General features: G+C 42.5%; 22 protein-coding genes. 15 read left to right on the top strand and 7 right to left on the bottom strand.

The genetic code is table 11. From position 1 onward, the window contains the following. Window positions 1–69: 69 nt before the first annotated feature. Window positions 70–1,401, bottom strand: a complete 1,332-nt coding sequence (locus E7T07_RS08725) for an NAD(P)/FAD-dependent oxidoreductase (RefSeq protein WP_135710765.1) — start codon at window positions 1,399–1,401, stop codon at window positions 70–72. 162 nt (window positions 1,402–1,563) lie between these two features. On the opposite strand from E7T07_RS08725, the gene nudC reads away from it, so the two are divergent. The 7 genes from nudC (at window position 1,564) to E7T07_RS08760 (ending at window position 8,750) form a co-directional block, all read left to right on the top strand. Beyond that, window positions 1,564–2,352 (top strand): NAD(+) diphosphatase, encoded by a 789-nt coding sequence (nudC, locus tag E7T07_RS08730; RefSeq protein WP_135710766.1) that lies wholly within the window; start codon window positions 1,564–1,566, stop codon window positions 2,350–2,352. Between the two features lie 64 nt (window positions 2,353–2,416). Then, complete coding sequence (gene hemE / locus E7T07_RS08735) at window positions 2,417–3,481, top strand: uroporphyrinogen decarboxylase (RefSeq protein ID WP_135710767.1); 1,065 nt, start codon at window positions 2,417–2,419, stop codon at window positions 3,479–3,481. Between the two features lie 54 nt (window positions 3,482–3,535). Next, complete coding sequence (locus E7T07_RS08740) at window positions 3,536–4,123, top strand: YjaG family protein (RefSeq protein ID WP_135710768.1); 588 nt, start codon at window positions 3,536–3,538, stop codon at window positions 4,121–4,123. Between the two features lie 165 nt (window positions 4,124–4,288). Further along, entirely contained in the window at window positions 4,289–4,564 is a 276-nt protein-coding gene (gene hbs / locus E7T07_RS08745; protein WP_135710769.1) for a non-specific DNA-binding protein Hbs, read from the top strand. A 138-nt stretch (window positions 4,565–4,702) separates the two neighbouring features. Next, window positions 4,703–5,476 carry a DeoR/GlpR family DNA-binding transcription regulator gene (locus E7T07_RS08750; protein WP_135710770.1) on the top strand — a complete coding sequence of 258 codons (774 nt, stop codon included), beginning with the start codon at window positions 4,703–4,705 and terminating at the stop codon, window positions 5,474–5,476. 32 nt (window positions 5,477–5,508) lie between these two features. Further along, window positions 5,509–7,341 (top strand): glutamine--fructose-6-phosphate transaminase (isomerizing), encoded by a 1,833-nt coding sequence (glmS, locus tag E7T07_RS08755; RefSeq protein ID WP_135710771.1) that lies wholly within the window; start codon window positions 5,509–5,511, stop codon window positions 7,339–7,341. A gap of 203 nt (window positions 7,342–7,544) precedes the next feature. Then, window positions 7,545–8,750 (top strand): MFS transporter, encoded by a 1,206-nt coding sequence (locus E7T07_RS08760; protein ID WP_135710772.1) that lies wholly within the window; start codon window positions 7,545–7,547, stop codon window positions 8,748–8,750. A 39-nt stretch (window positions 8,751–8,789) separates the two neighbouring features. On the opposite strand, the gene E7T07_RS08765 is transcribed toward E7T07_RS08760, so the two are convergent. Both E7T07_RS08765 and E7T07_RS08770 read right to left on the bottom strand, forming a co-directional pair. Beyond that, the gene (locus tag E7T07_RS08765; RefSeq protein WP_135710773.1) at window positions 8,790–10,049 is read right to left on the bottom strand and encodes an HlyC/CorC family transporter; all 1,260 of its coding nucleotides are present in this window, start codon (window positions 10,047–10,049) and stop codon (window positions 8,790–8,792) included. 68 nt (window positions 10,050–10,117) lie between these two features. Then, on the bottom strand, window positions 10,118–10,891 hold the full coding sequence (locus E7T07_RS08770; RefSeq protein WP_135710774.1) for a cytochrome C assembly family protein: 774 nt from the start codon (window positions 10,889–10,891) through the stop codon (window positions 10,118–10,120). Window positions 10,892–11,001: 110 nt separating this feature from the next. Between E7T07_RS08770 and ffh the strand changes: the two genes are divergently transcribed. Next, window positions 11,002–12,402 (top strand): signal recognition particle protein, encoded by a 1,401-nt coding sequence (gene ffh, locus E7T07_RS08775; protein WP_135710775.1) that lies wholly within the window; start codon window positions 11,002–11,004, stop codon window positions 12,400–12,402. A 52-nt stretch (window positions 12,403–12,454) separates the two neighbouring features. Here the strand turns inward: ffh and E7T07_RS08780 are convergent, their stop codons facing one another. From E7T07_RS08780 to dapF, 4 genes are read right to left on the bottom strand one after another with little or no spacing between them, the layout of a single operon-like run. Beyond that, window positions 12,455–13,444: a bile acid:sodium symporter family protein gene (locus tag E7T07_RS08780; RefSeq protein WP_135710776.1), complete on the bottom strand. Its 990-nt coding sequence runs from the start codon at window positions 13,442–13,444 to the stop codon at window positions 12,455–12,457. A gap of 45 nt (window positions 13,445–13,489) precedes the next feature. After that, window positions 13,490–14,197 carry an HAD-IA family hydrolase gene (locus tag E7T07_RS08785; protein ID WP_135710777.1) on the bottom strand — a complete coding sequence of 236 codons (708 nt, stop codon included), beginning with the start codon at window positions 14,195–14,197 and terminating at the stop codon, window positions 13,490–13,492. A gap of 17 nt (window positions 14,198–14,214) precedes the next feature. Beyond that, on the bottom strand, window positions 14,215–15,102 hold the full coding sequence (xerC, locus tag E7T07_RS08790; RefSeq protein ID WP_135710778.1) for a tyrosine recombinase XerC: 888 nt from the start codon (window positions 15,100–15,102) through the stop codon (window positions 14,215–14,217). 34 nt (window positions 15,103–15,136) lie between these two features. Next, a complete protein-coding gene (dapF, locus tag E7T07_RS08795; RefSeq protein WP_135710779.1) occupies window positions 15,137–15,961 on the bottom strand; it encodes a diaminopimelate epimerase in 825 nt (274 codons plus the stop codon). Window positions 15,962–16,133: 172 nt separating this feature from the next. Here dapF and uppS point away from each other — a divergent pair, with 172 nt between their 5' ends. The 7 genes from uppS (at window position 16,134) to miaB (ending at window position 24,782) form a co-directional block, all read left to right on the top strand. Then, entirely contained in the window at window positions 16,134–16,853 is a 720-nt protein-coding gene (gene uppS / locus E7T07_RS08800) for a polyprenyl diphosphate synthase (RefSeq protein WP_135710780.1), read from the top strand. A 10-nt stretch (window positions 16,854–16,863) separates the two neighbouring features. Continuing rightward, window positions 16,864–17,730 (top strand): phosphatidate cytidylyltransferase, encoded by an 867-nt coding sequence (locus E7T07_RS08805; RefSeq protein ID WP_135710781.1) that lies wholly within the window; start codon window positions 16,864–16,866, stop codon window positions 17,728–17,730. A gap of 9 nt (window positions 17,731–17,739) precedes the next feature. After that, a complete protein-coding gene (gene rseP, locus E7T07_RS08810) occupies window positions 17,740–19,068 on the top strand; it encodes a sigma E protease regulator RseP (protein ID WP_135710782.1) in 1,329 nt (442 codons plus the stop codon). Window positions 19,069–19,110: 42 nt separating this feature from the next. Then, entirely contained in the window at window positions 19,111–21,483 is a 2,373-nt protein-coding gene (gene bamA / locus E7T07_RS08815; protein WP_135710783.1) for an outer membrane protein assembly factor BamA, read from the top strand. A 98-nt stretch (window positions 21,484–21,581) separates the two neighbouring features. Continuing rightward, entirely contained in the window at window positions 21,582–22,127 is a 546-nt protein-coding gene (locus E7T07_RS08820) for an OmpH/Skp family outer membrane protein (RefSeq protein ID WP_135710784.1), read from the top strand. Between the two features lie 19 nt (window positions 22,128–22,146). Continuing rightward, complete coding sequence (gene lpxD, locus E7T07_RS08825) at window positions 22,147–23,169, top strand: UDP-3-O-(3-hydroxymyristoyl)glucosamine N-acyltransferase (RefSeq protein WP_135710785.1); 1,023 nt, start codon at window positions 22,147–22,149, stop codon at window positions 23,167–23,169. Window positions 23,170–23,357: 188 nt separating this feature from the next. Beyond that, a complete protein-coding gene (gene miaB, locus E7T07_RS08830) occupies window positions 23,358–24,782 on the top strand; it encodes a tRNA (N6-isopentenyl adenosine(37)-C2)-methylthiotransferase MiaB (protein WP_135710786.1) in 1,425 nt (474 codons plus the stop codon). Window positions 24,783–24,916: the final 134 nt, after the last annotated feature.

The raw sequence follows: 24,916 nt of genomic DNA on the forward strand, positions 1-24,916 counted from the left end.
GGAAACAAAATTATATTCTAGTTGATGAGTACTTCTTTTTTTGTTGCACTTGGATTGTAAATTCAGCGTTTAATACAACTTCAAGGATGGACGAATAAAACGATTTAAACGACCGATTAAGATAATCAAACCCGTTTTAAAACAACCGTGCAGTTTTTGTTGGTGTAAGCGATAAAGGGAAATATACGCTAAGCGCGCAAGTCGCCCTTCAATGGTCATAGAGGTTTTCTTACCTGTAGTAATATTGCCAAGTGCGGTGAATTTTGACAATGAAACTAAAGACCCTTTATCTAAATAGCTAAAGTTTTTCAATGGTTTATTGTCGAATAACGCCAAGATATTTTGTCCGCACACCGTTGCCATTTGGTTGGCGGCTTGACCGCGTGGTGGCACCGGTTTCCCGTCTTTTTGCAACAAGAACGCGCAATCACCAATGGCAAAAATACTGTCATCTACCGTCGTTTGTAGGGTGTCTTTAATATGAATTTGGTTAATGCGATTTAATTCTAAACCATCAAATTGTTGGGTAATCGGTGAAACGCAGATACCGGCCGCCCACACCATTAAGTCAGCTTTTATTTCGCTACCGTCTTTGGTGATTAAACTATTTGGCGTGGCTTCTGTAATCATCGTTTGCGTTTTTACGTTGACCCCTAATTCAACCAATTCTTTTTTCACAGAGTCTGAAATTCGCTCTGGCAATGCAGGTAATAAGCGATCCCCTGCTTCAATAAGCGTCACGTTTAAGTGTCCATCTTTAATTTTGCCGTAACCATAAGAGGATAAATGTTGCGCGGCATTGAATAATTCTGCAGAAAGTTCCACGCCTGTGGCACCACCGCCCACAATGGCGATATTGACTTTATCATCTTCAACTAATTTTTGTTTGCTCTCATCTTCACCGATCTCGGATAATGCGTTATTTTCTGCGAAGGTTAAGAACAGCTCAAGCATGCGGTTTTGGAAGCGTAATGCTTGATCAGGCGAATCTAAGAAAATACAGTTATCTTTGACGCCTTTAGTATTAAAGTCATTTGAGCGGCTACCAATGGCAATCACAAGATAATCATAAGGAATACGGCGAGCAACAACGATTTGCTTGCCTTCTTGCCCCATAATTGGCTCAAGTTCTACATATTTATTGGTGCGATCAATGCGCGCAATAGAACCTTGCTCAAAATGGAAACCATGATTAAAGGCGTGCGCGCGATAACTTACCGCATCCGTTTCAGCATCTAAAACTCCGGTTGCCACTTCGTGTAACAACGGTTTCCAAAGGTGCGTTTGATTACGGTCAACGAGTGTGACATTGGCGCGTTTTTTACGCCCAAGTTTGTTACCTAAAAAGGTTGCCAGCTCCAAACCGCCTGCGCCACCACCAACAACAACGATATTTTTCATAAAAAGTTCCTATTAAAGTTTAAATTTAACGAATTCAACAAATTTTTAACAATTGTAATGTTTTTTTAAATTTAACGCACGAAGTATTTCTGTCATCCTATTAAAATAAGATTATAATGATTGCTACGATGAAAAAGTGCGGTTGATCTTGCAGGAGTTTTTATGAAAAACATAGCGTCTCATTTAAGTGGTTTTTGGCTGATTACGCAGGGTTCTAATGTGTATTTCCCCAACCAAAATTTACCTTTTGGTTCTGCCGTGCATTTAGGGTTAGCTGATCGCCAAGCTGTACAAATCGGTGAATGGGAAAATCAACCGTTATTTTTAGTCTCTGAAGTGTTGGGCGAGGCGCGCGAATGGACGTTTCTACGAGATTTAGTCGGGTTACCTAAAGAACAATTTTATTTGCTCAATCGTGGGGTGGAACTGAATCATTTTTACAAAACCCATCGATTTTGTGGCAAATGTGGTTCAAAAACAGCTCATACTACAGATGAATGGGCGGCGCAATGTCAGCATGAAGCTTGCGGCTATCGGGCTTATCCTGTTATTTGCCCCTCTATTATTGTTGCGGTTCGCCGAGGCAAAGAGATTCTGCTTGCCTGCCATAAACGTCATGCAGACAGTAAAATGTACACGACAATAGCCGGTTTTGTGGAAGTGGGGGAAACCTTTGAGCAAACGGTGAGGCGTGAAGTTCTGGAAGAAACGGGCGTGCATGTAAAAAATATTCAATACTTTGGCAGCCAACCTTGGGCATTTCCGAATTCGCAAATGGTAGGCTTTTTAGCGGAATATGACAGTGGCGATATTCGTTTGCAGGAAGCGGAAATTGCCGATGCCAAATGGTTCCATTGTGATGAACCGCTGCCAATTTTGCCGCCACAAGGAACGATTGCTTTAGCCTTAATCAACGCTACCTTGGAAATATGTCGCGCTAAAGACAAATAACAAAATTCCCTTTATAATGACCGCACTTTCACCGTCAAAGTGCGGTTTCTTTTTGGGAGTTTTTATGAGCCAATTGAAAAATGATCGTTATCTTCGCGCGCTGTTGCGTGAACCTGTAGATTGCACACCTGTGTGGATGATGCGTCAAGCGGGGCGTTATTTACCGGAATACAAAGCCACGCGTGCGCAAGCAGGGGATTTTATGTCCCTGTGCCGTAATGCGGATTTGGCTTGCGAAGTGACCCTTCAACCTTTACGCCGTTATGATTTAGATGCGGCAATTTTATTTTCTGATATTTTAACGGTGCCTGATGCTATGGGCTTGGGCTTAAGTTTTGGTGCAGGTGAAGGCCCAAAATTTGCTCACCCTATTGAAAACAAAAGTGCGGTGGAAAATTTACCGATTCCTGATCCTGAAGTGGAATTACAGTATGTGATGAACGCCGTGCGCACGATTCGCCGTGAATTAAAGGGCGATGTGCCACTTATCGGCTTTAGCGGCAGCCCTTGGACGTTGGCGACTTATATGGTAGAAGGCGGTTCAAGTAAAGCATTTACTAAAATCAAAAAAATGCTCTACGCGGAGCCACAATTACTGCACGCCCTGTTGGACAAAGTGGCAGACAGTGTGATTTTATATTTAAACGCACAAATCAAAGCCGGCGCGCAGGCGGTGATGGTGTTTGACACTTGGGGCGGCGTATTGGCGCACCGTGATTATCTGGATTTTTCCTTGCAATATATGCATAAAATCGTGGACGGCTTAATTCGCGAACATGATGGGCGTAAAGTACCGATCACCTTATTTACCAAAGGCGGCGGTTTGTGGTTGGAACACATTGCCAATACCGGCTGTGATGCCATTGGCTTAGACTGGACAACAAACATCGCACAAGCGCGCGCTCAGGTTGGGCATAAAGTGGCGTTGCAAGGCAATATGGATCCTTCGGTGTTATACGCTTCTCCTGAGCGTATTGAGCAAGAAGTGCGGTCAATTTTAGCGGATTTTGGTGAAGGTTCGGGTCATGTTTTCAATTTGGGACACGGTATTCATCAAGATGTGCCTGTTGAAAGTCCGAAAGTGTTTGTTGATGCCATTCATCAATATTCCAAACCCTATCATAAATAACACAAACAAACGTGAATCGGGGTTAATCTAATTAACCCCTTACAGGAAAATATCATGAGAAACCCAATTCATAAACGTATTGAACGCTTTGAAACCTGGCAAAACCTGACTTTTATGGCGTGCCTGTGTGAGAGGATGTACCCGAATTTCAAGTTGTTTTGTGATGTCACTGAACAACCTGAGCATGCCAAACTTTACCAAAATATTCTCAATTTAGTGTGGGAACATTTAACGGTAAAAGGGGCGAAAATCAATTTTGAAAATCAACTTGAGAAGTTAGAAAACCTTATCCCTGATGTTAATGACTATGATTTCTTTGGCGTTGTGCCGGCGTTGGATGCCTGTGAAGGATTATCTGAATTGTTGCATGCCATTATTGCCGGGGAAACCTTAGAGCAAGCAATTAAAATTAGCCGGCTTTCAATGCAAACTGTCGCAACCGTGTTAGAAATGGAACAAGAGCGTGAATTATCAGAAGCAGAGTTAAAAAGTGCGGTAGAAATTCAGGAAGAATTAGATGTGCAATGGCAAATTTATCGGACATTAAATGAATGTGAAGAGCGTGATACTGGTCTGATCTTAGACCTGAAAAATGAATTACGTGAAGCGCGGTTATCCAATATTGGGATAGAAATTGTGTAAAATGTGACCGGTGTCACGAAATTTACAAAAATTTGCATTTCTAGCTATTGGCTTAAAGCTGAACTTCGATTATCCTTTACAGTGCTGTTTCACAGTCAATGTGCTAGGAATTTTTCCTAATACAAATAAACAACCTTTAAATTTAAAGAAATAGGTAATTATATTATGAACAAAACGGATTTAATCGATGCAATCGCAGCACAAGCTGGTTTAACTAAAAAAGACGCAAAAGCGGCATTAGAAGCAACTTTAGATGCGATCTCTGATAGCTTGAAAAAAGGGGACGCTGTGCAGTTAATCGGTTTCGGTACATTCAAAGTAAACGCGCGCAAAGAACGTACCGGTCGTAACCCACAAACCGGTGCAGAAATCAAAATCGCTGCATCAAAAGCACCTGCATTTGTTGCGGGTAAAGCATTAAAAGACGCTGTAAACGCGTAATTTTAATATTTCAAAATCTAAGCCCTGCCATGGATGTGGCGGGGTTTTTTATTTTTTATCATTTCTTTTAAAATCATCTTGCCTTTCTTTTTTTTACTTATATAATTCCGAAACGAAACTTAGAGCTGGGTTTTGATAATGAAACGAAATTTAAATCAACGCAACACACAACAACGCCGTCATCGGATTATGCAGATTTTGCAAGAACAAGGTGAAGTGAGCGTTGACCAATTAGTGCAACTTTTTGATACGTCAGAAGTGACTATTCGCAAAGATTTAACCGCACTTGAGGCCAATGGTTTTTTATTGCGCCGATATGGCGGTGCCATTTTGATGCCGCAAGACATTATTGAAGATGAGCAAGAAGAACTTTCGGAACGAAAGATTGTCATAGCCAAGGCGGCAGCCGAACGTATTCGTGATCATAATCGTATTATTGTTGATAGTGGCAGCACAACCGCCGCCTTAATCAAACAACTTAATGGAAAGCAAGGGTTGATTGTGATGACCAATTCCTTGTCTGTGGCGACTGAATTACGTTCCTTGGAAAATGAACCTACGCTTTTAATGACCGGTGGTACTTGGGATACCCGATCTGAATCTTTCCAAGGAAAAGTGGCGGAACAGGTTTTGCGTTCTTATGATTTTGACCAATTATTTATTGGTGCCGATGGCGTGGATTTGGAACGCGGCACCACAACGTTTAATGAATTGATTGGTCTCAGTCAGGTCATGGCGGACGTGAGCCGCGAAGTGATTGTGATGGTGGAAAGCCAAAAAATTGGGCGGAAAATGCCAAATTTAGAATTAAACTGGCAGCAGATTGATGTGTTAATTACCGATGATTTGTTGACGGAACAAGATAAAGCAATGATTGAACGACAGAATGTTGAAGTGATTATTGCCAAGTAAATGTATTAAATTAACTGGAAAAGGAAAAAATTATGTGTGGAATCGTTGGTGCAGTAGCAGAACGTAATGTAGCAGCAATTTTGGTGGACGGCTTACACCGTTTAGAATATCGTGGTTACGACTCTGCGGGCGTTGCTGTACTGGGTCAAGACAAACAAATGCACATTGTGCGCCGTGTGGGTAAAGTGAAAGCCTTAGATGATGCGTTAGAAGCGAGCCCATTATTAGGCGGAACAGGGATTGCCCATACTCGTTGGGCAACCCATGGTGAACCTTCTGAAACCAATGCACACCCACATCGCTCAGGTAAAATTGCGGTGGTTCACAATGGTATTATCGAAAACTACGAAGAATTAAAAGTGGTTTTACAAGAACGCGGTTATGTATTCCAATCACAAACAGACACTGAAGTGATCGCACACTTAGTGGAATGGGAATTCCGCACTGCGAAAACCTTATTAGAAGCCGTGCAAAAAACCGTGGTTCAATTACGTGGTGCTTATGGTACGGTGGTGATGAATGAAGAAGATCCTTCTCGTTTAATCGTGGCACGTTCTGGTTCGCCGTTAGTGATTGGTTACGGTATTGGCGAAAACTTCTTAGCCTCAGATCCATTGGCGTTGTTAAGCGTCACTCGCCGTTTTACTTACCTTGAAGAAGGCGATGTAGCTGAAATTACACGTACTACCGTAGATATTTACGATCGCGCAGGCAATAAAGTGACCCGTGAAATTCACGAAGGTAACTATGAAAACGATGCGGCAGATAAAGGCCCATATCGTCACTATATGCAAAAAGAAATCTTTGAGCAGCCGGTGGCAATTATGAATACCCTTGATGGTCGTATCAAAGATGGTCGCGTGAACATTGAAGCGATTGCGCCAAATGCAGCAGAAATTTTAAGCAAAGTGGAACACGTACAAATCGTGGCTTGCGGTACATCATATAACGCAGGTATGGTGGCGCGTTACTGGTTTGAAGCCATTGCAGGTGTAAGCTGTGATGTGGAAATTGCGTCAGAATTCCGTTACCGTAAATTTGTGACACGTCCAAATAGCTTGTTAATCACCCTTTCTCAATCAGGTGAAACGGCGGATACGTTAGCCGCACTTCGTTTGGCGAAAGAATCAGGTTATATGTCAGCCATGACAATTTGTAACGTGGCAAGCTCGTCATTAGTGCGCGAATCCGATTTTGCCTTTATGACCAAAGCTGGTGTGGAAATTGGCGTAGCATCAACGAAAGCCTTTACCACGCAATTAACCTGTATGTTGCTGTTAAATGCTGCGATTGGTCGTTTAAAAGGCAATTTAAGCGATGAACAAGAACATCACATTATTCAAGCGTTACAACGCTTACCGGCACAAATTGAGAGTGCATTAGTGTTCGATAAACAAATTGAAAAATTATCGGAAGACTTCGCAGAAAAACATCACACCTTATTCTTAGGTCGTGGTGAATACTACCCAATCGCGATGGAATCTGCATTGAAATTAAAAGAAATTTCATATATCCATGCAGAAGCCTATGCGGCAGGTGAGTTGAAACATGGTCCATTAGCGTTGATTGATAGCGAAATGCCAGTAGTGGTCGTTGCGCCTGAAAATGATTTGTTAGAGAAAGTCAAATCTAACATCGAAGAAGTTCGCGCGCGCGGTGGTCAGTTATATGTATTTGCTGATCATGAAGCCGGTTTCGAAGAAGCCACAGGCTTTAAAACTATCGTATTACCGAAAGTGGATGAAATTACGGCACCAATTTTCTACACCGTACCGTTACAATTATTGTCATATCACATTGCTTTAATTAAAGGGACAGATGTTGACCAACCTCGCAATCTTGCGAAAGCGGTAACGGTAGAATAATTGAGATTGGTTTATTCACTCGGGGACAGGTTTTATGCCTGTCCTTTTTTATGAGAAATCTTTTATTTTTAACCGCACTTTTGGTGAAAATACTTGCCATTTTTTGGGAAGTCACTAAACTACGCCGCAAGTTTTTGTTTAACAAAAATGGTTCCCTTCTTTATCTTTAAAAGGTTGCCTGTGAGCAACAAAAGGACATCAAAATGACACACAAAGTTGATAATTATGGCTGGAAAGCCTTATTAGGCTCGGCCGTAGGTTACGCAATGGATGGGTTTGACTTACTTATCCTTGGTTTTATGTTAACTGCTATTTCCGCTGATCTTGGTTTAACCCCTGCGCAAGGTGGCTCATTAGTGACTTGGACCTTAATTGGTGCTGTGGCGGGTGGGATTATTTTCGGCGCATTAAGCGATAAATATGGGCGCGTCCGCGTATTAACTTGGACGATCGTTCTCTTTGCCGTCTTTACGGGCTTATGTGCTATCGCACAAGGTTATTGGGATTTACTGATTTATCGCACGATTGCAGGTATCGGTTTAGGTGGTGAATTTGGTATCGGGATGGCGTTAGCCGCCGAAGCTTGGCCGGCACGTCATCGTGCTAAAGCGTCATCTTATGTGGCGTTGGGGTGGCAAGTGGGGGTATTAGCCGCTGCCTTATTAACGCCATTATTGCTTCCTGTGATTGGCTGGCGTGGAATGTTTGTGGTGGGGATTTTCCCCGCTTTTGTGGCGTGGTTTTTACGCGCGCGTTTACATGAGCCGGAAGTCTTTACCCGCAAATTAGAAAGGGAAAAATCGAAACAATCGCCTTTCAAATTATTGATTAAGGACAGCAAAACCGCCAAAGTGAGCGCAGGGATTGTTGTCTTAACGTCAGTACAAAACTTCGGCTATTACGGCATTATGATTTGGTTACCTAATTTCTTATCCAAACAATTAGGTTTTAGCTTAACCAAATCAGGTTTATGGACGGCAGTTACCATTTGCGGAATGATGGCGGGTATTTGGATTTTTGGGCGTTTAGCGGATAAAATTGGGCGCAAACCGAGTTTCTTAATCTTCCAAGCCGGAGCAGTCATCAGCATCATTGCCTATTCACAATTGACTGACCCAACCGCCATGTTATTTGCAGGGGCGGCATTAGGGGCATTTGTAAACGGGATGATGGGCGGTTATGGGGCTTTAATGTCAGAAGCCTATCCAACGGAAGCTCGTGCGACAGCGCAAAATGTCTTATTCAACTTAGGTCGAGCTGTAGGTGGTTTTGGACCTGTGGTTGTCGGGGCAATTGTTTCTGCCTATTCATTCCAAATCGCCATTGCATTCTTGGCCACAATCTATGTGCTTGATATGCTTGCAACGATTTTCTTAATCCCTGAATTGAAAGGGAAAGCGTTAGAATAGGAAAATAAATGACCGCACTTTAAAGCGCGGTCATTTTTTCTAACATTTTTCCACTTTTGCCTGTTTAACCATATTATCCGCCACTTCTAGGATGGTGATTTTAAGTCCGTTGAGTTCAAACTCTGTGCCTTCGTCAGGAATATCTTCTAAGGTTTCCAAAATCAGCCCGTTGAACGTGCGTGCTTCTTCTGTATCTAAATTCCAGTCGTATAACTTATTGATATCGCGAATATTGGTTAATCCATCAATAATCACTGAGCCGTCTGATTGTGGCACGATTTCTTCATCAATGGATGGCGTGGTTGAGGTGGTGAATTCCCCCACAATTTCTTCCAAAATATCTTCAAGGGTGACCAAGCCTTTAATATCGCCGTATTCGTCCACGACCAATCCGATACGTTCTTTGTTATTGCGGAAATTGACCAATTGGGCGTTGAGTGGCGTACCTTCAGGAATAAAGTAAATTTCATCTACCGCGCGAATTAAGGTTTCTTTGGTGAATTCATTTTTGTCTAGCATTAAACGATAGGCTTCGCGTACGCGTAAAAAACCTAACACATTGTTATCAATGCTATTTTTGTACAGCAAGACCCGACCGTGCGGCGCGTGGTTCAGCTGGCGCATAATGGCTTTCCAATCGTCTTCAATGTCAATGCCTGAAATATCATTACGCGGCACCATAATATCATCCACGGTCACTTCTTCTAAATCCAAAATGGATAACAGCATTTCTTGGTGAGCAGACGGGATAAATTTGCCGCTTTCATTCACGATAGAGCGCAGTTCTTCGGGGCTTAAATGGTTGGCTTTGGTTTCTGTTTTTAAGCCCGTTATTTTGATCATTAATTTGATGATGACGTTCATTAAGAAAACTAATGGTGAACAGATTTTCATCAATAATGAAAGTAAATGGCTTGACAAAAATGCGACTTTTTCAGGATAAAGCGCGGCAACGGTTTTAGGATAAATTTCAGAAAAGACTAACATGACAAAGGTCAACCCCCCTGTCGCAATGGCAACGCCGGCATCCCCATATAAACGCATACCAATAATAGTAGCAATGGCGGAAGCGGTGATATTGACCAGGTTGTTACAAATCAGGATTAAACTGAGTAATTTATCGGTTTTTTTTAAGAGATTTTCAGCTTTGCGTGCACCGCTGTGCCCTTTTTCGGCAAGGTGGCGCATACGATAGCGGTTTGCTGAAAGCAACCCGGTTTCTGAGCCTGAAAAATAGGCTGAAAGCACTAAACAGATGATAAGAGAAATGACTAACGTACTAAGGGGGATACTGTCCAAAATCGGATCCTTTTGTTTGTTGATAAAAAAGTTGGGCTAGGGCTTTCCCTGAGCCAACTCGCTAAATATTAAAGAATTTTGCTACCAAAATAAGCAATGGTGAGCAAAATCATACCTGAAATTGTGAAAATGATCATTCTTTTTCCGCGCCAATGCCATTTCCAGTGCCCAAATAGCAACACACCAAACACCACCCAAGCAAAAAATGAGAAGAGGGCTTTATGTATATTGGTGGGTTCAAGGGCATCTAGCAAGTAGAACATTCCTGAAATAAGGGTAATGGTTAGCAAGATTTCCCCACTTAATAACACGCGGAAAAAATGGCGTTCTACTAACATTAACGGCGGAACCGCAGGGGATGGCATGATTTTTTTCTGCTTCAAATTATTGTCCAACCACGCAATTTGAATACTGTAAAGCATCGCAATAAAGCAAACAGAATAGGCCACCATAGATAAGACAATATGGGCAAAAACTTGATGATGTAATTGCACCATTTGGCTTGGAATAAATTCTGCCATAATTAAATTGATCACCGCAAACCCATAAGCAATCGGTAGCAAAAAGGAAATGGTGCGCACTTTTAAGCAAAGGGGAAAGCTGGCTAAAATGGCGATAAATAGACTGAGCAAGGAGCTGATTTCCAGTAAGGTCATACTTGTACCATTGGGCGTGCTATCTTCCCAATAATGCAGGCTCAAATAGTGCAACGCAATCCCGGCAAGTGCGGTCAATAAAACCCAAATTTTATTAATTTGTACCGTTTGACCCTGTGCCAAAGAAGGCGCAATCAGTAAAATACTGACACAATAGCAAAGCATAGAAAAAATGGCGTATGACATTTATAGATCCTTTATTTATCTTATTGAGAGCTATTCTAAGTTAAAAATTCAAATAGGGGAAGAATTCAGGTATAATCAGCGCAATTTTTCCATTTAGAAATGAGAATGTTATGTTTGAGAATTTATCCGATCGCCTATCGAAAACCCTACGCAATATCACGGGGAAAGGCCGTTTAACTGAAGATAATATTAAAGATACCTTGCGCGAAGTGCGTATGGCATTGCTTGAAGCGGATGTGGCGTTGCCTGTTGTTCGCGATTTTATCAACAAAGTCAAAGAAAGTGCCCTTGGCGAAGAAGTGAACAAAAGCCTAACCCCAGGGCAAGAGTTTTTGAAAATCGTTCAGCGCGAGCTTGAAATGGCCATGGGCGATGCGAATGAAGAACTCAATTTGGCTACCCAGCCGCCGGCGGTAATTTTAATGGCAGGTTTGCAAGGGGCGGGTAAAACCACTTCTGTAGGTAAACTCGCGAAATTCTTAAAAGAACGTCATAAGAAAAAAGTGCTTGTGGTGTCCGCGGACGTTTACCGCCCTGCGGCGATTAAACAATTGGAAACCTTGGCGCAAGCGGTTGGCGCGGATTTCTTCCCATCAAACGTACAACAAAATCCTGTTGAAATCGTCAAAGCTGCGCTTGCGGATGCCAAATTGAAATTCTACGATGTGTTGATTGTGGATACCGCAGGTCGTTTACATGTTGACGGCGAAATGATGGACGAAATTAAGCAAATTCACGCCGCACTTTCGCCAATTGAAACGCTCTTTACCGTTGATGCCATGACTGGTCAAGACGCTGCTAATACCGCAAAAGCTTTTAATGAAGCCTTGCCGTTAACCGGGGTGATTTTAACCAAAGTGGACGGTGATGCCCGCGGTGGTGCGGCGTTATCGATTCGTCAAATTACAGGAAAACCGATTAAGTTTTTGGGTGTTGGCGAGAAAACCGATGCATTAGAACCGTTTCATCCCGATCGCGTAGCATCGCGTATTTTGGGTATGGGCGATGTGTTGTCGTTGATTGAGGATTTACAACGCAACGTTGACCATGAAAAAGCGGAAAAAATGGCGCAAAAATTCAAAAAAGGCGACCAATTTACCCTTGATGATTTCCGTGAACAGCTCGTTGAAATGAAAAAAATGGGCGGAATGATGTCAATGCTTGAGAAATTACCCGGTGCTAAAAATTTGCCTGATCACGTGAAAAATCAAGTGGATGACAAAATGTTTATTAAAATGGAAGCGATCATTAATTCCATGACGCTAAAAGAACGTGCAAACCCTGAAATTATTAAAGGTTCGCGCCGCCGCCGTATTGCCTTAGGTTCCGGTACGCAAGTGCAAGATGTGAACAAATTGCTCAAACAATTTGACGAAATGCAACGTATGATGAAAAAAATGCGCAATGGCGGTATGGCAAAAATGATGCGCAGCATGAAAGGATTAATGGGCGGCGGCATGGGTGGTCTCGGTGGATTAGGCGGCTTAGGCGGAATGTTTGGACGCCGTTAATTTGTACCATAAAAAAAGAAAGTGCGGTTGTTTCACCGCACTTTTTTGTTACTTAGGCATCCACAACTTCCGTTTGTGATGCTTCTGTAGGTTGAGCGCGTTTTTTATCCCACCAAAGGAAAAGGTTCGCTAAGATTGTGCCTGAAATAGAGTGCCATACACAAGATACAGCGGCGGCGATCGCGGATTCTGCACTGGTTGGGAAGAATTTTGAGCTTAATCCTGTGGCTAATCCGGCATTTTGTACGCCTACTTCGATAGATAAGGTGCGTTTTTTCGCCGTACTCATACCGCAACATTGACCCGCAAGATAGCCTAAAACATAACCAATAATGTTATGGAATGCGATACAAACGAAGATAACCAAACCGGATTCGAGAAATTTTGGACCGTGAACCGCTACTACGCCACCGACAATACATGCAAATCCAATGACCGCCACACCGGGCATGACGCTTCTTACATCGTGGAACCATTTTTGTTTATGGCAGAAAATGTTAAATGCTGAGCCAATAGCCACAGGCAAAATGGTGACTAAGAGCATAAATTTAAACATTGCCCAACCATCCATATCAATGGTTTCGCCGACTAAGTAATTGATTAATAAGGGTGTCATAACCGGTGCAACTATGGTTGAAACCGTTGTCATCCCCACAGAAAACGCCACATCCCCTTTACATAAGAAACTCATAATATTGGAAGATACACCACCGGGGCAGCAACCGACTAATACAAGACCTAGTGTTAAACCCGGGGAAAGATCAAAGAGATTGGCGATGGTAATGGCAATAAAGGGCATAATAGTGTATTGCGCTACGGCGCCGATAAAAATATCTAAAGGGCGTTGGGCTAAGATTTTGTAATCTTGCTTGCCCAGTGTCACACCCATGCCGAGCATGATGATGCCTAATACGATGATCTGTGCATCGCCTTTTACCCAGGTAAATGCACTCGGTACGTAGAATGTGACCATTGCTGTAAGAATAATCACGAGAGCCGTGAATTTAGTGAGAAAATAGCTGAGATGTTTTAATCCGCGCATAGTGGTTCCTTGTGTTAAGAGTATAAATAAATGAATTCTATAAGCTTATTTTGTGAGTGACAAGAGTTCGGTTAAATCTGCGATTTCCACAGTCGGTAGCAGTCGAGCTTCTGCAAATTTTCCTATACCTAAATCGGATAAATTAATCCACACCGATTGACAACCCGCTTGTATCGCGCCTTGAACATCTGTTACAAGATTATCGCCTACGTGCAAAATGTCTTGCGGATGAAGATGAAATGCCGCGGCAGCTTGGTGGAATAATGCTTGATGTGGTTTGGCTCTGCCGTGAACACCGGCCTTTAAAGTCAGATCAAAATCAAAGCCAATGCGTTCCGGCGAAACATTGCCGTTGGTAATGGCAATTAAAGGGTAATGTTGTTTGAGTTGTTTAAGCACTGAAAAACTTTGCGCCGGAATTTCAATTTTATGCCGCCAAACAAAAAAATGTTCGATAGCGGTTTGCCAAATGGTCTCAATTTCTACCGCACTTTTCCCTCGGTTTAACAAAAAAGCACGAACCGCTTCAAATCGCCATTGGGTCACATCTTCACACAACACAGGATCTTCTGCCAAAATCTTAAATTTCCATTGCTTCCATTCGTCTATTGAAACCTCTTGTCCTAACAATTCCGACAGTTTAGCCACAAACTGATTTTCAGCATTTTGAATAACTTGGCGATTATCGTAAAGCGTATCGTCAAGATCGAAACTGATCGCCTTAAATGGCATAAAAGTGCGGTAAAATTTCATCTTGTTTTCCTTGAATATCAGCTTTTGCGTTTTGCTCTCGGGTGTGCTTTATCATAGACATCCGCTAAATGTTGGAAATTTAAATGGGTGTAAATCTGTGTGGTGGCAAGATTGCTATGGCCTAATAATTCTTGCACAGCACGTAAATCCGAACTGGCTTCCAACATATGAGTAGCAAAACTATGACGTAATTTATGGGGATTTAAATGGGCGTTCAATCCTTGTTTTATGCCCCAAACTTCCAAGCGTTTTTGAATGGAACGATGGGTTAAACGATTGCCCAAAGAACTGACAAAAAGTGCGTCATCTTTTGGGTTAAAAAGCAACCGCACTTTTAGCCAAGCTTGAATGGCGTGCAAAGCGTGATGCCCAAAGGGCAAGACGCGTTCTTTATTCCCTTTCCCTAATACGCGAACTTCGCGTGCGCGCATATTCAAACTGTTCAAATTTAGCCCTTGTAATTCCGACAAACGTAGCCCCGAGCTATACATCAATTCCATGATGGCGCGATCACGAATATCAATAGGTTCCTTACTTTGATTATTGAGCAATTTATTGATCTGCGCTTCATCAATATTTTTAGGCAAATGTTTTCCTTGTTTTGGGGCGGAAATCCCTGTGGCAGGGTTGACTTTTAATTCCCCTTGAACAACCAAATAGCTCAAAAACTGACGCAACGCAGATAAGCGCAAGGCAAGGCTTTTCTCGTGTAAACCTGATTTCCGACTTTCTGCGACCACAAAGCGCACCACACTTGGTGAAATGCCTTGCCAAGTATGAATCTCATTTTTGTGCAAAATCTCTACAACCGCTGCCAGCTGGCGTTGATACGCCGCTAGCGTGTGTTTGCTTAATTGCCGCTCAATGCGCAAATAGTTGTAGTATTTTTCAAGTGCCGTTTGCATAGGGAAGTTGTGTTTAGAATCGATGAGTCAGTGGCTATAACTTTATCACACCATCATAAATATGCGTGGCATCGCCTGTCATATACAGCGGATGACCTTCGCCTTCCCATTCAATGGTGAGCGAGCCGCCGGGGAGATCCACTTGCACTTTGTTGTCCAATAAGCCTTGCATGATGCCTACAGCGGCGGCGGCGCAGGCGCCACTGCCACAGGCTTGGGTTTCGCCTGCGCCGCGTTCGTAAACACGAAGTTTGATGTGGTTGCGGTTAATTACTTGCATAAACCCGGCGTTTACGCGTTCCGGAAAACGTTCGTGGTTTTCCAGTAATGGCCCAAGCGCTTCAACGTTAGCGGTTTGAATATCTTCGACTTGTACGACACAATGCGGATTGCCCATAGAAACCGCGCCGCAAAGGACGGTTTGAATATCCGTGCGAAGAATGTAATTTTTTTCAAATTTATTGGCAATAAAAGGGATTTTACTCGGTTCCCAAATGGGTTCGCCCATATTGACACGGATCATGCCGTCATCTTTAACCGTTAAAATCATGCGGCCTTTAGCGGTGCTCACTGCGATGTCTTTTTTATTGGTTAAGCCTTTCATGGTAACGAAACGGGCGAAACAACGTGCGCCGTTGCCACATTGGGAAACTTCGCTACCATCAGCATTAAATATGCGGTAGTGAAAATCGAGATCAGGATCGTAGGGTGGTTCAACGATGAGTAATTGGTCGAAGCCAATACCACGATGGCGATCGGCGAGTTTTTTGATGACCTCTTCAGGGAAGAATAAATTTTGGGTTACTGCATCAACCACGACAAAATCGTTGCCTAATCCGTGCATTTTGGAAAACTGCATTTTTCCGTCCTATATCAAAGAAAAGTATTTGGGCATTATAGTGTGCTATTTAAGATGAGTAAATAAGCGGATCATCGTAAAAGACAATGACAGTAATCAGGGCTTATGCTATATTTCTGCTCATTACTGGCCGCTAATAAGTGCGGTTGATTTTTGACTGTTTTGAGAAAAAATGAACGAACTCAATCCAAATAATATTCCGAAGCACGTTGCCATTATTATGGATGGCAATGGCCGCTGGGCAAAACAACAAGGGAAAATGCGTGTTTTTGGTCATACCAATGGTGTGAAAGCAGTGCGTAGATCTGTGTCTTATGCCCGCCAAATTGGGGTGCAATCCTTAACCTTATATGCCTTTAGTAGCGAAAACTGGAATCGCCCTGAAGCGGAAGTTTCCGCCTTAATGACATTATTTATGCAAGCCTTAGATCGTGAAGTGAAGAAGTTGCATAAGAATAATATTAAGTTATTGATTTTAGGCGATAAATCGAAGTTTAGCGATAAGCTGCAAGAGAAAATCGCCAAAGCAGAAAAATTAACGGAAAATAACACCGCACTGACGGTGAATATCGCGGCAAACTATGGTGGTTGTTGGGATATTGTGCAGGCTACTCAAAAATTGGCCGGGCAAGTGAAAGCCGGTGAGTTAGCGCCGGAACAAATTAATGAAGAACTTTTTCAACAGATGTTGGTCACAAAAGCGCAACCCCCAGTGGATTTATTAATTCGTACCAGTGGTGAACAACGGATTAGTAATTTTTTGCTTTGGCAAATTGCCTATGCCGAGCTGTATTTCACCGATGTGCTATGGCCTGATTTTAACGAAGAAGAATTTAACCGAGCAGTTTTTGCTTTCCAACAACGTGAGCGCCGTTTTGGCGGTTCTGAATAAGGAGTTACTTTTGCTTAAAGAACGAGTTTTATCTGCCATTGTATTAATTGCAATCGTTTGTGCGGCTTTATTTTTATTTTCGCCATTCTATTTCGCTTTGGCGATAGGCGCGGTGGCAACATTGGGTGTTTGGGAATGGACACAATTTGCGCGTGTTAAACCCTTCTTTTGGCGCGCTGTAATCACCGTTGTTGCAGCGGCATTTCTATTTTTATGGATTTTCAGCGAAGCGGATTATTTAAATGCCGGGCGTGTCTTCCAATCTCATGCCGAGCCGATTTTATTAGGTGCTGTGGTTTGGTGGGGCGTGGCATTTTTGCTGGTGGTGAGCTATCCGGCATCGGCGAAATTATGGGGAAAATCCCCGATCTTGCAGGCGATTTTTGCCTTTCACACCCTTATTCCTTTTGTAATTGGTGTGTTAAGTTTGCGTTTGGATAATTATGTCTCAGATGCGTTGCATGGTGTACAACTCTTGCTTTATGTCTTTATTTTAGTTTGGGCGGCAGATAGTGGGGCGTATTTTGCCGGCCGCGCATTAGGTAAACACAAATTGGCGCCGAAAGTATCGCCGGGGAAAACGTGGGAAGGCGTGATTGGTGGTGTTTTAACCGCAGCGGTATTGGCGTTTTTATTTATTCATTTTGCGGGAGACAGCTTATTTACCCGCGGAAATATTCAAAGTTTAACCGCACTTTCTGCGGCAACGGTGGCTATTTCGGTGTTGGGCGATTTAACGGAAAGTATGTTCAAACGCGAAGCGGGGATTAAAGACAGCAGCAATTTAATTCCGGGGCACGGCGGTGTGTTAGATCGCATTGATAGCCTTACCGCGGCAGTTCCATTTTTTAGCTATTTCTATTTCTTTGTGTTATAAGGAAAAATAATGTCCTTTTTGTGGTCGCTTGTTTCATTTATTGTTGTTATTGGCGTATTGGTTTCTGTGCATGAGTTCGGACACTTTTGGGCGGCGCGAAAGTGCGGTGTAAAAGTGCATCGTTTTTCTATTGGCTTTGGGAAAGTGTTATGGAAACGCACGGATAAACAGGGAACGGAATTTGCCTTATCGGTGATTCCCTTGGGCGGTTATGTCAAAATGCTTGATGAACGCACGGAAGAAGTGCCGCTTGAGTTAAAATCCCAATCCTTTAACAGCAAAACCGTGTTGCAACGTGCTTTTATTAGTGCTGCAGGCCCATTAGCGAATTTTATTTTTGCGATTTTTGCCTATTGGGTGATTTTTGTGGTGGGGATGCCGAGTGTTAAACCGGTGATTGGGGAAGTAAAACCCCATTCCATTGCCGCTATGGCAGAGCTTGCACCAAACAGTCAAATTTTGGCGGTTGATGGCACGCAAACCGATGATTGGGAAAGCATTAATTTGTTGCTCGCCAGCAAGTTAGGGAATGAGCGAGTGACCTTAACGGTGGCGCCATTTGGTGAACATCGTATCCAAGAAAAAACGTTATCTTTGAGCAATTGGACTTTTAATCCTGAAAAAGAATCGGCTTTCGGTTCTTTGGGGATTAAACCGGTTTCATCTAAAGTGACGAATACCTTGGCTTCCGTGGTGAAAGATTCCCCGGCGGCACGTGCAGGTTTGCAAGTCGGTGATGTGCTGTTGCGTTTAAATGGGCAATCTGTGGATTGGCAGGCGTTGGTTGATCGTATTCAACAAGGTGGAACCTTGGATTTACAGGTGTTGCGACAAGGGGAAGAAATGACTGTCGCGTTAACGCCTGAAATGAAAGACGGACGCTATTTTGCCGGCATTGCCCCTGTGGTTGAGCCTATAAATGAAATCTATCGAACTGAATTAAAATATGATATTCTTGACGCCTTGTGGAAAGGGGTAGAGAAAACGTGGCAACTTTCTGCGTTGACGGTCAAAGTCATCGGCAAGTTATTTACAGGAGATTTATCGCTCAGTAATTTGAGTGGGCCGATTTCCATTGCCAAAGGTGCCGGCGCTTCATCCAGCTTTGGTTTGATTGCATTTTTAAGCTTTATGGCATTAATTAGCGTCAATTTAGGTATTATGAATTTATTTCCGTTGCCCGTGCTAGATGGTGGTCATTTGGTCTTTTTGGCAGCGGAAGGGATAAAAGGCAAACCGGTTTCCGAGCGAGTACAAGAATTATGTTATCGTCTTGGCGCAGCGTTGTTATTAGTGCTAACAGCCTTTGCTTTATTTAATGATTTTTTGCGTTTATAAAACGCAGCGAAAACTAACCGCACTTTTATAGGTGATTTAAAAATGAAAAAACTCTTAATTGCTAGTTTATTGTTTGGTTCAGCCGGCGCTTATGCGGCACCATTCGTTGTTCAAGATATTCAGGTGGATGGCGTAGAATCCGGGGCTGAAGGTAAAGTTCTTGCAGGGTTACCTGTTCAAATAGGAAAACGCGCAACAGATGCAGATATTTCTAATGTCGTTCGTACCCTTTATCAACGTGGCTATCAAAATGTTCAAGCAGCGCGTGATGGCAATGTGTTAATTATTTCGGTTACACAGTTACCTGTTATCGCAGACGTGGTTATTTCAGGTAATGACTCTATTCCAACGGAAGCGTTAAAAGAAAACTTAGATGGTAATGGGTTTAAAGTGGGATCGGTTTTAGATCGCGCAAAATTATCCGCTTTTGCAGAAAGCTTGAAAGAACATTATGCCACAACAGGTCGTTATAACGCGAAAGTTGAACCTGTTGTCAATTTATTGCCGAATAACCGTGCTGAAGTGAAATTAAATATTAAAGAAAATGACACGGCGAAGTTAAAAGAACTCACTTTTGAGGGCAATGAAGCGTTTTCAAGTTCTCGTTTAGCGGATCAAATGGAACTTTCAGAAGATTCGTGGTGGAAATTATTTGGTGCTAAATTTGCACAAGAACAATTTGGCAAAGATTTAGAAACCATCACCAATTATTATCAAGATCGTGGTTATCCTAAAGCGCAAATTACCGCAACAGATATTCAGCTTAATGATGATAAAACCGAAGCTCGCGTTAAAATTACGGTGAGTGAAGGTGATTTATATACGGTAAATCGCGCACGTATCGTGGGTAACGTAGGTGGTATGCAAAATGAGTTACAACCGCTTTTAGACAGTATTCATTTGAATGATACCTTCCGCCGTGCTGAAATTGTGGAAGTAGAAAGTGCGATTAAAGCGAAATTGGCTGAGCAAGGTTATGCAACGGCGCAAGTAAACGTGGTGCCTGAGTTTGATGATGCCAATAAAACCGTAGGTATTACTTATGTGGTGGATGCAGGTCGCCGTTATTCTGTTCGTCAAATTCGTTTTGAAGGCAATACCGTTAGCGCGGATAGCACATTGCGTCAAGAAATGCGTCAACAAGAAGGGGCGTGGTTATCATCGCAGTTAGTTGCTTTGGGTAAAACACGTTTAGATCGTACCGGTTTCTTTGAAAGTGTAGAATATCGTAATGAACCTGTCAAAGGTACAGATGACGAAGTTGATGTGATTTACAAGGTAAAAGAGCGTAATACAGGGAGCATTAACTTTGGTATCGGTTACGGTACAGAAAGTGGTTTTAGCTATCAAACAAGCGTAAAACAAGATAACTTCTTAGGTATGGGGTCATCAATTAGTATCTCTGGTACGCGTAATGACTATGGTACCAGTGTTGATTTAGGTTACAACGAACCGTACTTTACTAAAGATGGTGTCAGCCTAGGCGGTAATGTTTTCTATCAAACTTATGATAATACGAATACTGACGATAACGTGGCGTCTTATAAACGTACTACTTATGGTTTGAACTTAACCCTAGGTTTCCCGGTTAATGAAAACAACTCATATTATATTGGTACAGGTTATACCTATAACAAATTAAAAGATATTAGCCCGGAATATACACGTAACCTTTATCGTGAATCCATGGAGTTTGAAGATTGGACCTTTAAAACCCATGATTATACGGTTTCTGCCGGTTGGATTTATAACAACTTAAACCGTGGTTATTTCCCAACCAAAGGGGTGAAAGCGAATTTAGGCGGTGTTGTGACAGCACCGGGTTCTGATAACCGCTATTATAAATTAAGTGCCGATATTCAAGGTTATTACCCATTAGATCGTGAACACAAATGGGTGCTTTCTGCGAAAGTGGCTGCCGCTTATACCGATGGCTTAAATGGCAAACGCGTACCATTCTATCAACTTTATAACTTAGGGGGGATTGGATCGATTCGCGGTTTCTCATACGGCGGTTTTGGCCCGAATGCCATTTATTTAGCTGAAAGAGGTAATTACAATGATGCGCGTGATTATACTCGTTTAAGCCGCGATGTTATCGGTGGTAACGCTATGGCGACTGCCAGTGCGGAATTTATTATTCCAACGCCATTTGTATCTGACAAAGATCAAAACAGCGTACGTACATCTTTATTCGTTGATGCCGCAAGCTTGTGGAATACAAAATGGGATAAAGCAGATTTCCCGGGATTGCCTGATTATAGCGATCCAAGCCGTGTCCGTTCTTCAGCCGGTGTGGCGTTCCAATGGCAATCACCGATTGGACCTTTGGTCTTCTCATATGCCAAACCGCTCAAAAAATATGAAGAAGATGATATTGAACAATTCCAATTTAGCATTGGTGGTTCATTCTAATTTGAACTTATTTCAGACTTAGTAGTCAAAAGTGTCATCCGCGTTGCACATTGATGTGCAACGCGGAACAATCAACAAATCGTAAGGAAATTTAAACAATGAAAAATATCGCAAAAGCAACCGCGCTTTCTTTAGCATTAGCCTTCGCATCAGCTTCAGCAATGGCACAAGAGAACATCGCTTTCATTAACGCAGGCGTTGTATTCCAAAACCACCCGGAGCGTGAAGCAATTGGTCAAAACTTGGAAAAACAATTTAAAGCGGAAGCGGATAAACTTGCAGCAAGCAAAAAATCTATTGACGGCAAAATTGCGGCATTACAAAAAGACGCAAAAAATTTACGTAGTGCAGACATCAAAAAACGCGAAGATGAAATTAATAAATTAATGCGCGCACACGATGAAAAAGCACGTCAATTCCAACAAGAAACGGCAAAAGCAGAACGTGAAGAAACTGCTAAATTGTTAGGCGCAATCCAAGATGCAACAAACAAATTAGCGAAAGAAAAAGGCTACACTTATGTGATTGATGCAAATTCTGTGATTTATGCTGTTGATGGCAAAGATATCACTGAAGATGTGTTAAAAGCAGTGGGTGGTAAATTACCGGAAGCGCCTAAAGCTGAAGAGAAAAAAGCGCAATAATCTAAGGTAAATCAAACTTATGCGTTCTTATACTTTAAAAGAATTAGCAGAGCAAGTCGGCGGTGCCATTCGTGGCAACGCCGATGTTGTAGTTAGCAGCATCGCCCCATTAGATCGCGCTAGCACAAACCAACTCACCTTTATTTCTAACGTCAAATACCGTCCATACTTATCACAAGCTCAAGCCGGCGTTTTAGTGGTCTCCGAAGCAGACGTGGAATTTTGTGCGGAAAATGCCAATTTATTGATTGTACAAAACCCTTATGTAGCTTACGCCATTTTGGCGCAATATATGGACACCACGCCAAAAGCAGCTGCTGATATCGCCCCAAGTGCGGTGATTTCTGAAACCGCTTCTTTAGGTGAAAACGTTTCCATTGGTGCCAATGCGGTGATTGAAGATGGCGCAGTGATTGGCGATAACGCGGTCATTGGTGCAGGCTGTTTTATCGGTAAAAACGCGAAAATCGGTCGCAATGCCCAGCTTTGGGCGAATGTCAGCATTTATCACGAAGTCCAAATCGGGGATGATTGCTTGATTCAGTCTGGCGCAGTGATTGGGAGCGATGGTTTTGGCTATGCCAATGAGCGCGGTAAGTGGATTAAAATCCCACAAACAGGCCGTGTTGTTATTGGTAACCGTGTTGAAATCGGTGCTTGCACCTGTATTGACCGTGGCGCGTTAGATGATACGGTGATTGAAGATAACGTGATCATCGACAATCTATGCCAAATTGCCCATAACGTTCATATCGGCACAGGCACAGCGGTTGCGGGTGGTGTGATTATGGCGGGCAGTCTCAAAGTGGGACGTTACTGTCAAATTGGTGGTGCAAGCGTTATTAATGGCCATATGGAAATCTGCGACCAAGCCATTATTACGGGGATGAGCATGATTATGCAACCGATTACGGAAAAAGGCATTTATTCTTCAGGAATCCCGGCTCAGCCAAATAAAGAATGGCGCAAAACGGCGGCACTCACTATGGGCATTGATAAGATGAACAAACGTCTTAAAGCCCTTGAGAAAAAGCTCGCGTAAAATCACTAAAATTTAAACCGCACTTTGGTTAATTCTTAATTTGAAAATCAACCAAAGTGCGGTTTTATTTTGCCGTATTTTCACAAATTCCCCCGAACTGATTAAAATTAAAACTAGCCACCACCCGCCTAAACTTGTAAAATACCCGACCAAATTTTTAAAGAATTTTTATTGAAACAACGAAGATTATGACTCAAAAATTACATATCACCACTTGGGGCTGCCAAATGAATGAATATGATTCATCAAAAATGGCAGACCTTTTATTATCCACTCACGGCTTAGAATTAACCGACAAACCCGAAGACGCAGACGTTTTATTACTTAACACCTGCTCAATTCGTGAAAAAGCGCAGGAAAAAGTGTTTTCACAATTGGGGCGTTGGAAAACTTGGAAAAAAGAGAAACCCCATTTAATCATTGGTGTAGGCGGTTGTGTGGCTTCTCAAGAAGGCGAACACATTCGTGAACGCGCGCCTTTTGTGGACATTATTTTCGGCCCACAAACCTTGCACCGCTTGCCTGAAATGATCAACCAAATTCGTGGCGGTAAAAGCAATGTTGTGGATATTAGCTTCCCTGAAATTGAAAAATTTGACTGCTTGCCTGAACCGAAAGCAGAAGGCCCAACGGCATTCGTTTCTATTATGGAAGGCTGCAACAAATATTGTACTTACTGCGTGGTGCCTTATACTCGTGGCGAAGAAGTGAGCCGTCCGCTGGATGACGTCTTATTTGAAATTGCCCAATTAGCAGAGCAAGGCGTACGCGAAATTAACTTATTGGGACAAAACGTAAATGCTTATCGTGGCGCAACCCATGATGGTGGAATCTGCAACTTTGCAGAATTATTGCGTTTAGTGGCGGCCATTGATGGTATTGACCGCTTACGTTTTACTACAAGCCACCCAATCGAATTTACCGATGACATTATTGAGGTTTATGCGGACACACCTGAGTTAGTCAGCTTCTTACACTTACCTGTACAAGCCGGTTCAGACCGTATTTTAACCATGATGAAACGCGGACATACCGCTTTAGAATATAAATCCATCATTCGTAAATTACGCAAAGTTCGTCCAAATATTCAAATCAGCTCAGACTTTATCGTAGGTTTCCCGGGCGAAACCAATGCGGAGTTTGAAGAAACCATGAATCTCATTGCGGACGTGAATTTTGATATGAGCTACAGCTTTGTTTATTCTGCCCGCCCAGGCACACCGGCAGCAGATATGCCTGATGATGTGACGGAAGAAGAGAAAAAACAACGTTTAGCCTTATTGCAACAGCGTATTAACAATCAAGCCCTACAATTCAGCCGCGCGATGCTTGGCACAGAACAACGCGTTTTGGTTGAAGGTCCGTCTAAAAAAGACATTATGGAATTAACAGGTCGTACGGAAAATAACCGTATTGTGAATTTCAAAGGTACGCCTGATATGATCGGTAAATTTGTCGATATTAAAATTACCGATGTTTACACCAACTCACTTCGCGGCGATGTCGTTCGCACAGAAGATGAAATGGGCTTACGTGTTGTACAATCACCACAAGCGGTGATTCAACGCACGCGCAAAGAAGATGAATTGGGTGTGGGGAAATTTACGTTATAAAAAAAATGATAATTGGTTAGGCATAATTGAGTAGCGTTGCCATTCAGATCAATTATATGTGTCTTTATCATTGACTAAATTATGGTGAGAGATTAATATTTTCTCAAGATAGTTCTTTTACAACTAGAACAGCT

Origin of the sequence: Actinobacillus porcinus (genome assembly GCF_901764995.1) — a bacterium.
Lineage (GTDB): Bacteria > Pseudomonadota > Gammaproteobacteria > Enterobacterales > Pasteurellaceae > Exercitatus > Exercitatus porcinus.

Bases quoted from the DNA above. Each gene is read 5' to 3' on its own strand.
- E7T07_RS08725 (WP_135710765.1), bottom strand. From the start codon at position 1,401: ATGAAAAATATCGTTGTTGTTGGTGGTGGCGCAGGCGGTTTGGAGCTG.
- nudC (WP_135710766.1), top strand. From the start codon at position 1,564: ATGAAAAACATAGCGTCTCATTTAAGTGGTTTTTGGCTGATTACGCAG.
- hemE (WP_135710767.1), top strand. From the start codon at position 2,417: ATGAGCCAATTGAAAAATGATCGTTATCTTCGCGCGCTGTTGCGTGAA.
- E7T07_RS08740 (WP_135710768.1), top strand. From the start codon at position 3,536: ATGAGAAACCCAATTCATAAACGTATTGAACGCTTTGAAACCTGGCAA.
- hbs (WP_135710769.1), top strand. From the start codon at position 4,289: ATGAACAAAACGGATTTAATCGATGCAATCGCAGCACAAGCTGGTTTA.
- E7T07_RS08750 (WP_135710770.1), top strand. From the start codon at position 4,703: ATGAAACGAAATTTAAATCAACGCAACACACAACAACGCCGTCATCGG.
- glmS (WP_135710771.1), top strand. From the start codon at position 5,509: ATGTGTGGAATCGTTGGTGCAGTAGCAGAACGTAATGTAGCAGCAATT.
- E7T07_RS08760 (WP_135710772.1), top strand. From the start codon at position 7,545: ATGACACACAAAGTTGATAATTATGGCTGGAAAGCCTTATTAGGCTCG.
- E7T07_RS08770 (WP_135710774.1), bottom strand. From the start codon at position 10,891: ATGTCATACGCCATTTTTTCTATGCTTTGCTATTGTGTCAGTATTTTA.
- ffh (WP_135710775.1), top strand. From the start codon at position 11,002: ATGTTTGAGAATTTATCCGATCGCCTATCGAAAACCCTACGCAATATC.
- E7T07_RS08780 (WP_135710776.1), bottom strand. From the start codon at position 13,444: ATGCGCGGATTAAAACATCTCAGCTATTTTCTCACTAAATTCACGGCT.
- E7T07_RS08785 (WP_135710777.1), bottom strand. From the start codon at position 14,197: ATGAAATTTTACCGCACTTTTATGCCATTTAAGGCGATCAGTTTCGAT.
- xerC (WP_135710778.1), bottom strand. From the start codon at position 15,102: ATGCAAACGGCACTTGAAAAATACTACAACTATTTGCGCATTGAGCGG.
- dapF (WP_135710779.1), bottom strand. From the start codon at position 15,961: ATGCAGTTTTCCAAAATGCACGGATTAGGCAACGATTTTGTCGTGGTT.
- uppS (WP_135710780.1), top strand. From the start codon at position 16,134: ATGAACGAACTCAATCCAAATAATATTCCGAAGCACGTTGCCATTATT.
- rseP (WP_135710782.1), top strand. From the start codon at position 17,740: ATGTCCTTTTTGTGGTCGCTTGTTTCATTTATTGTTGTTATTGGCGTA.
- bamA (WP_135710783.1), top strand. From the start codon at position 19,111: ATGAAAAAACTCTTAATTGCTAGTTTATTGTTTGGTTCAGCCGGCGCT.
- E7T07_RS08820 (WP_135710784.1), top strand. From the start codon at position 21,582: ATGAAAAATATCGCAAAAGCAACCGCGCTTTCTTTAGCATTAGCCTTC.
- lpxD (WP_135710785.1), top strand. From the start codon at position 22,147: ATGCGTTCTTATACTTTAAAAGAATTAGCAGAGCAAGTCGGCGGTGCC.
- miaB (WP_135710786.1), top strand. From the start codon at position 23,358: ATGACTCAAAAATTACATATCACCACTTGGGGCTGCCAAATGAATGAA.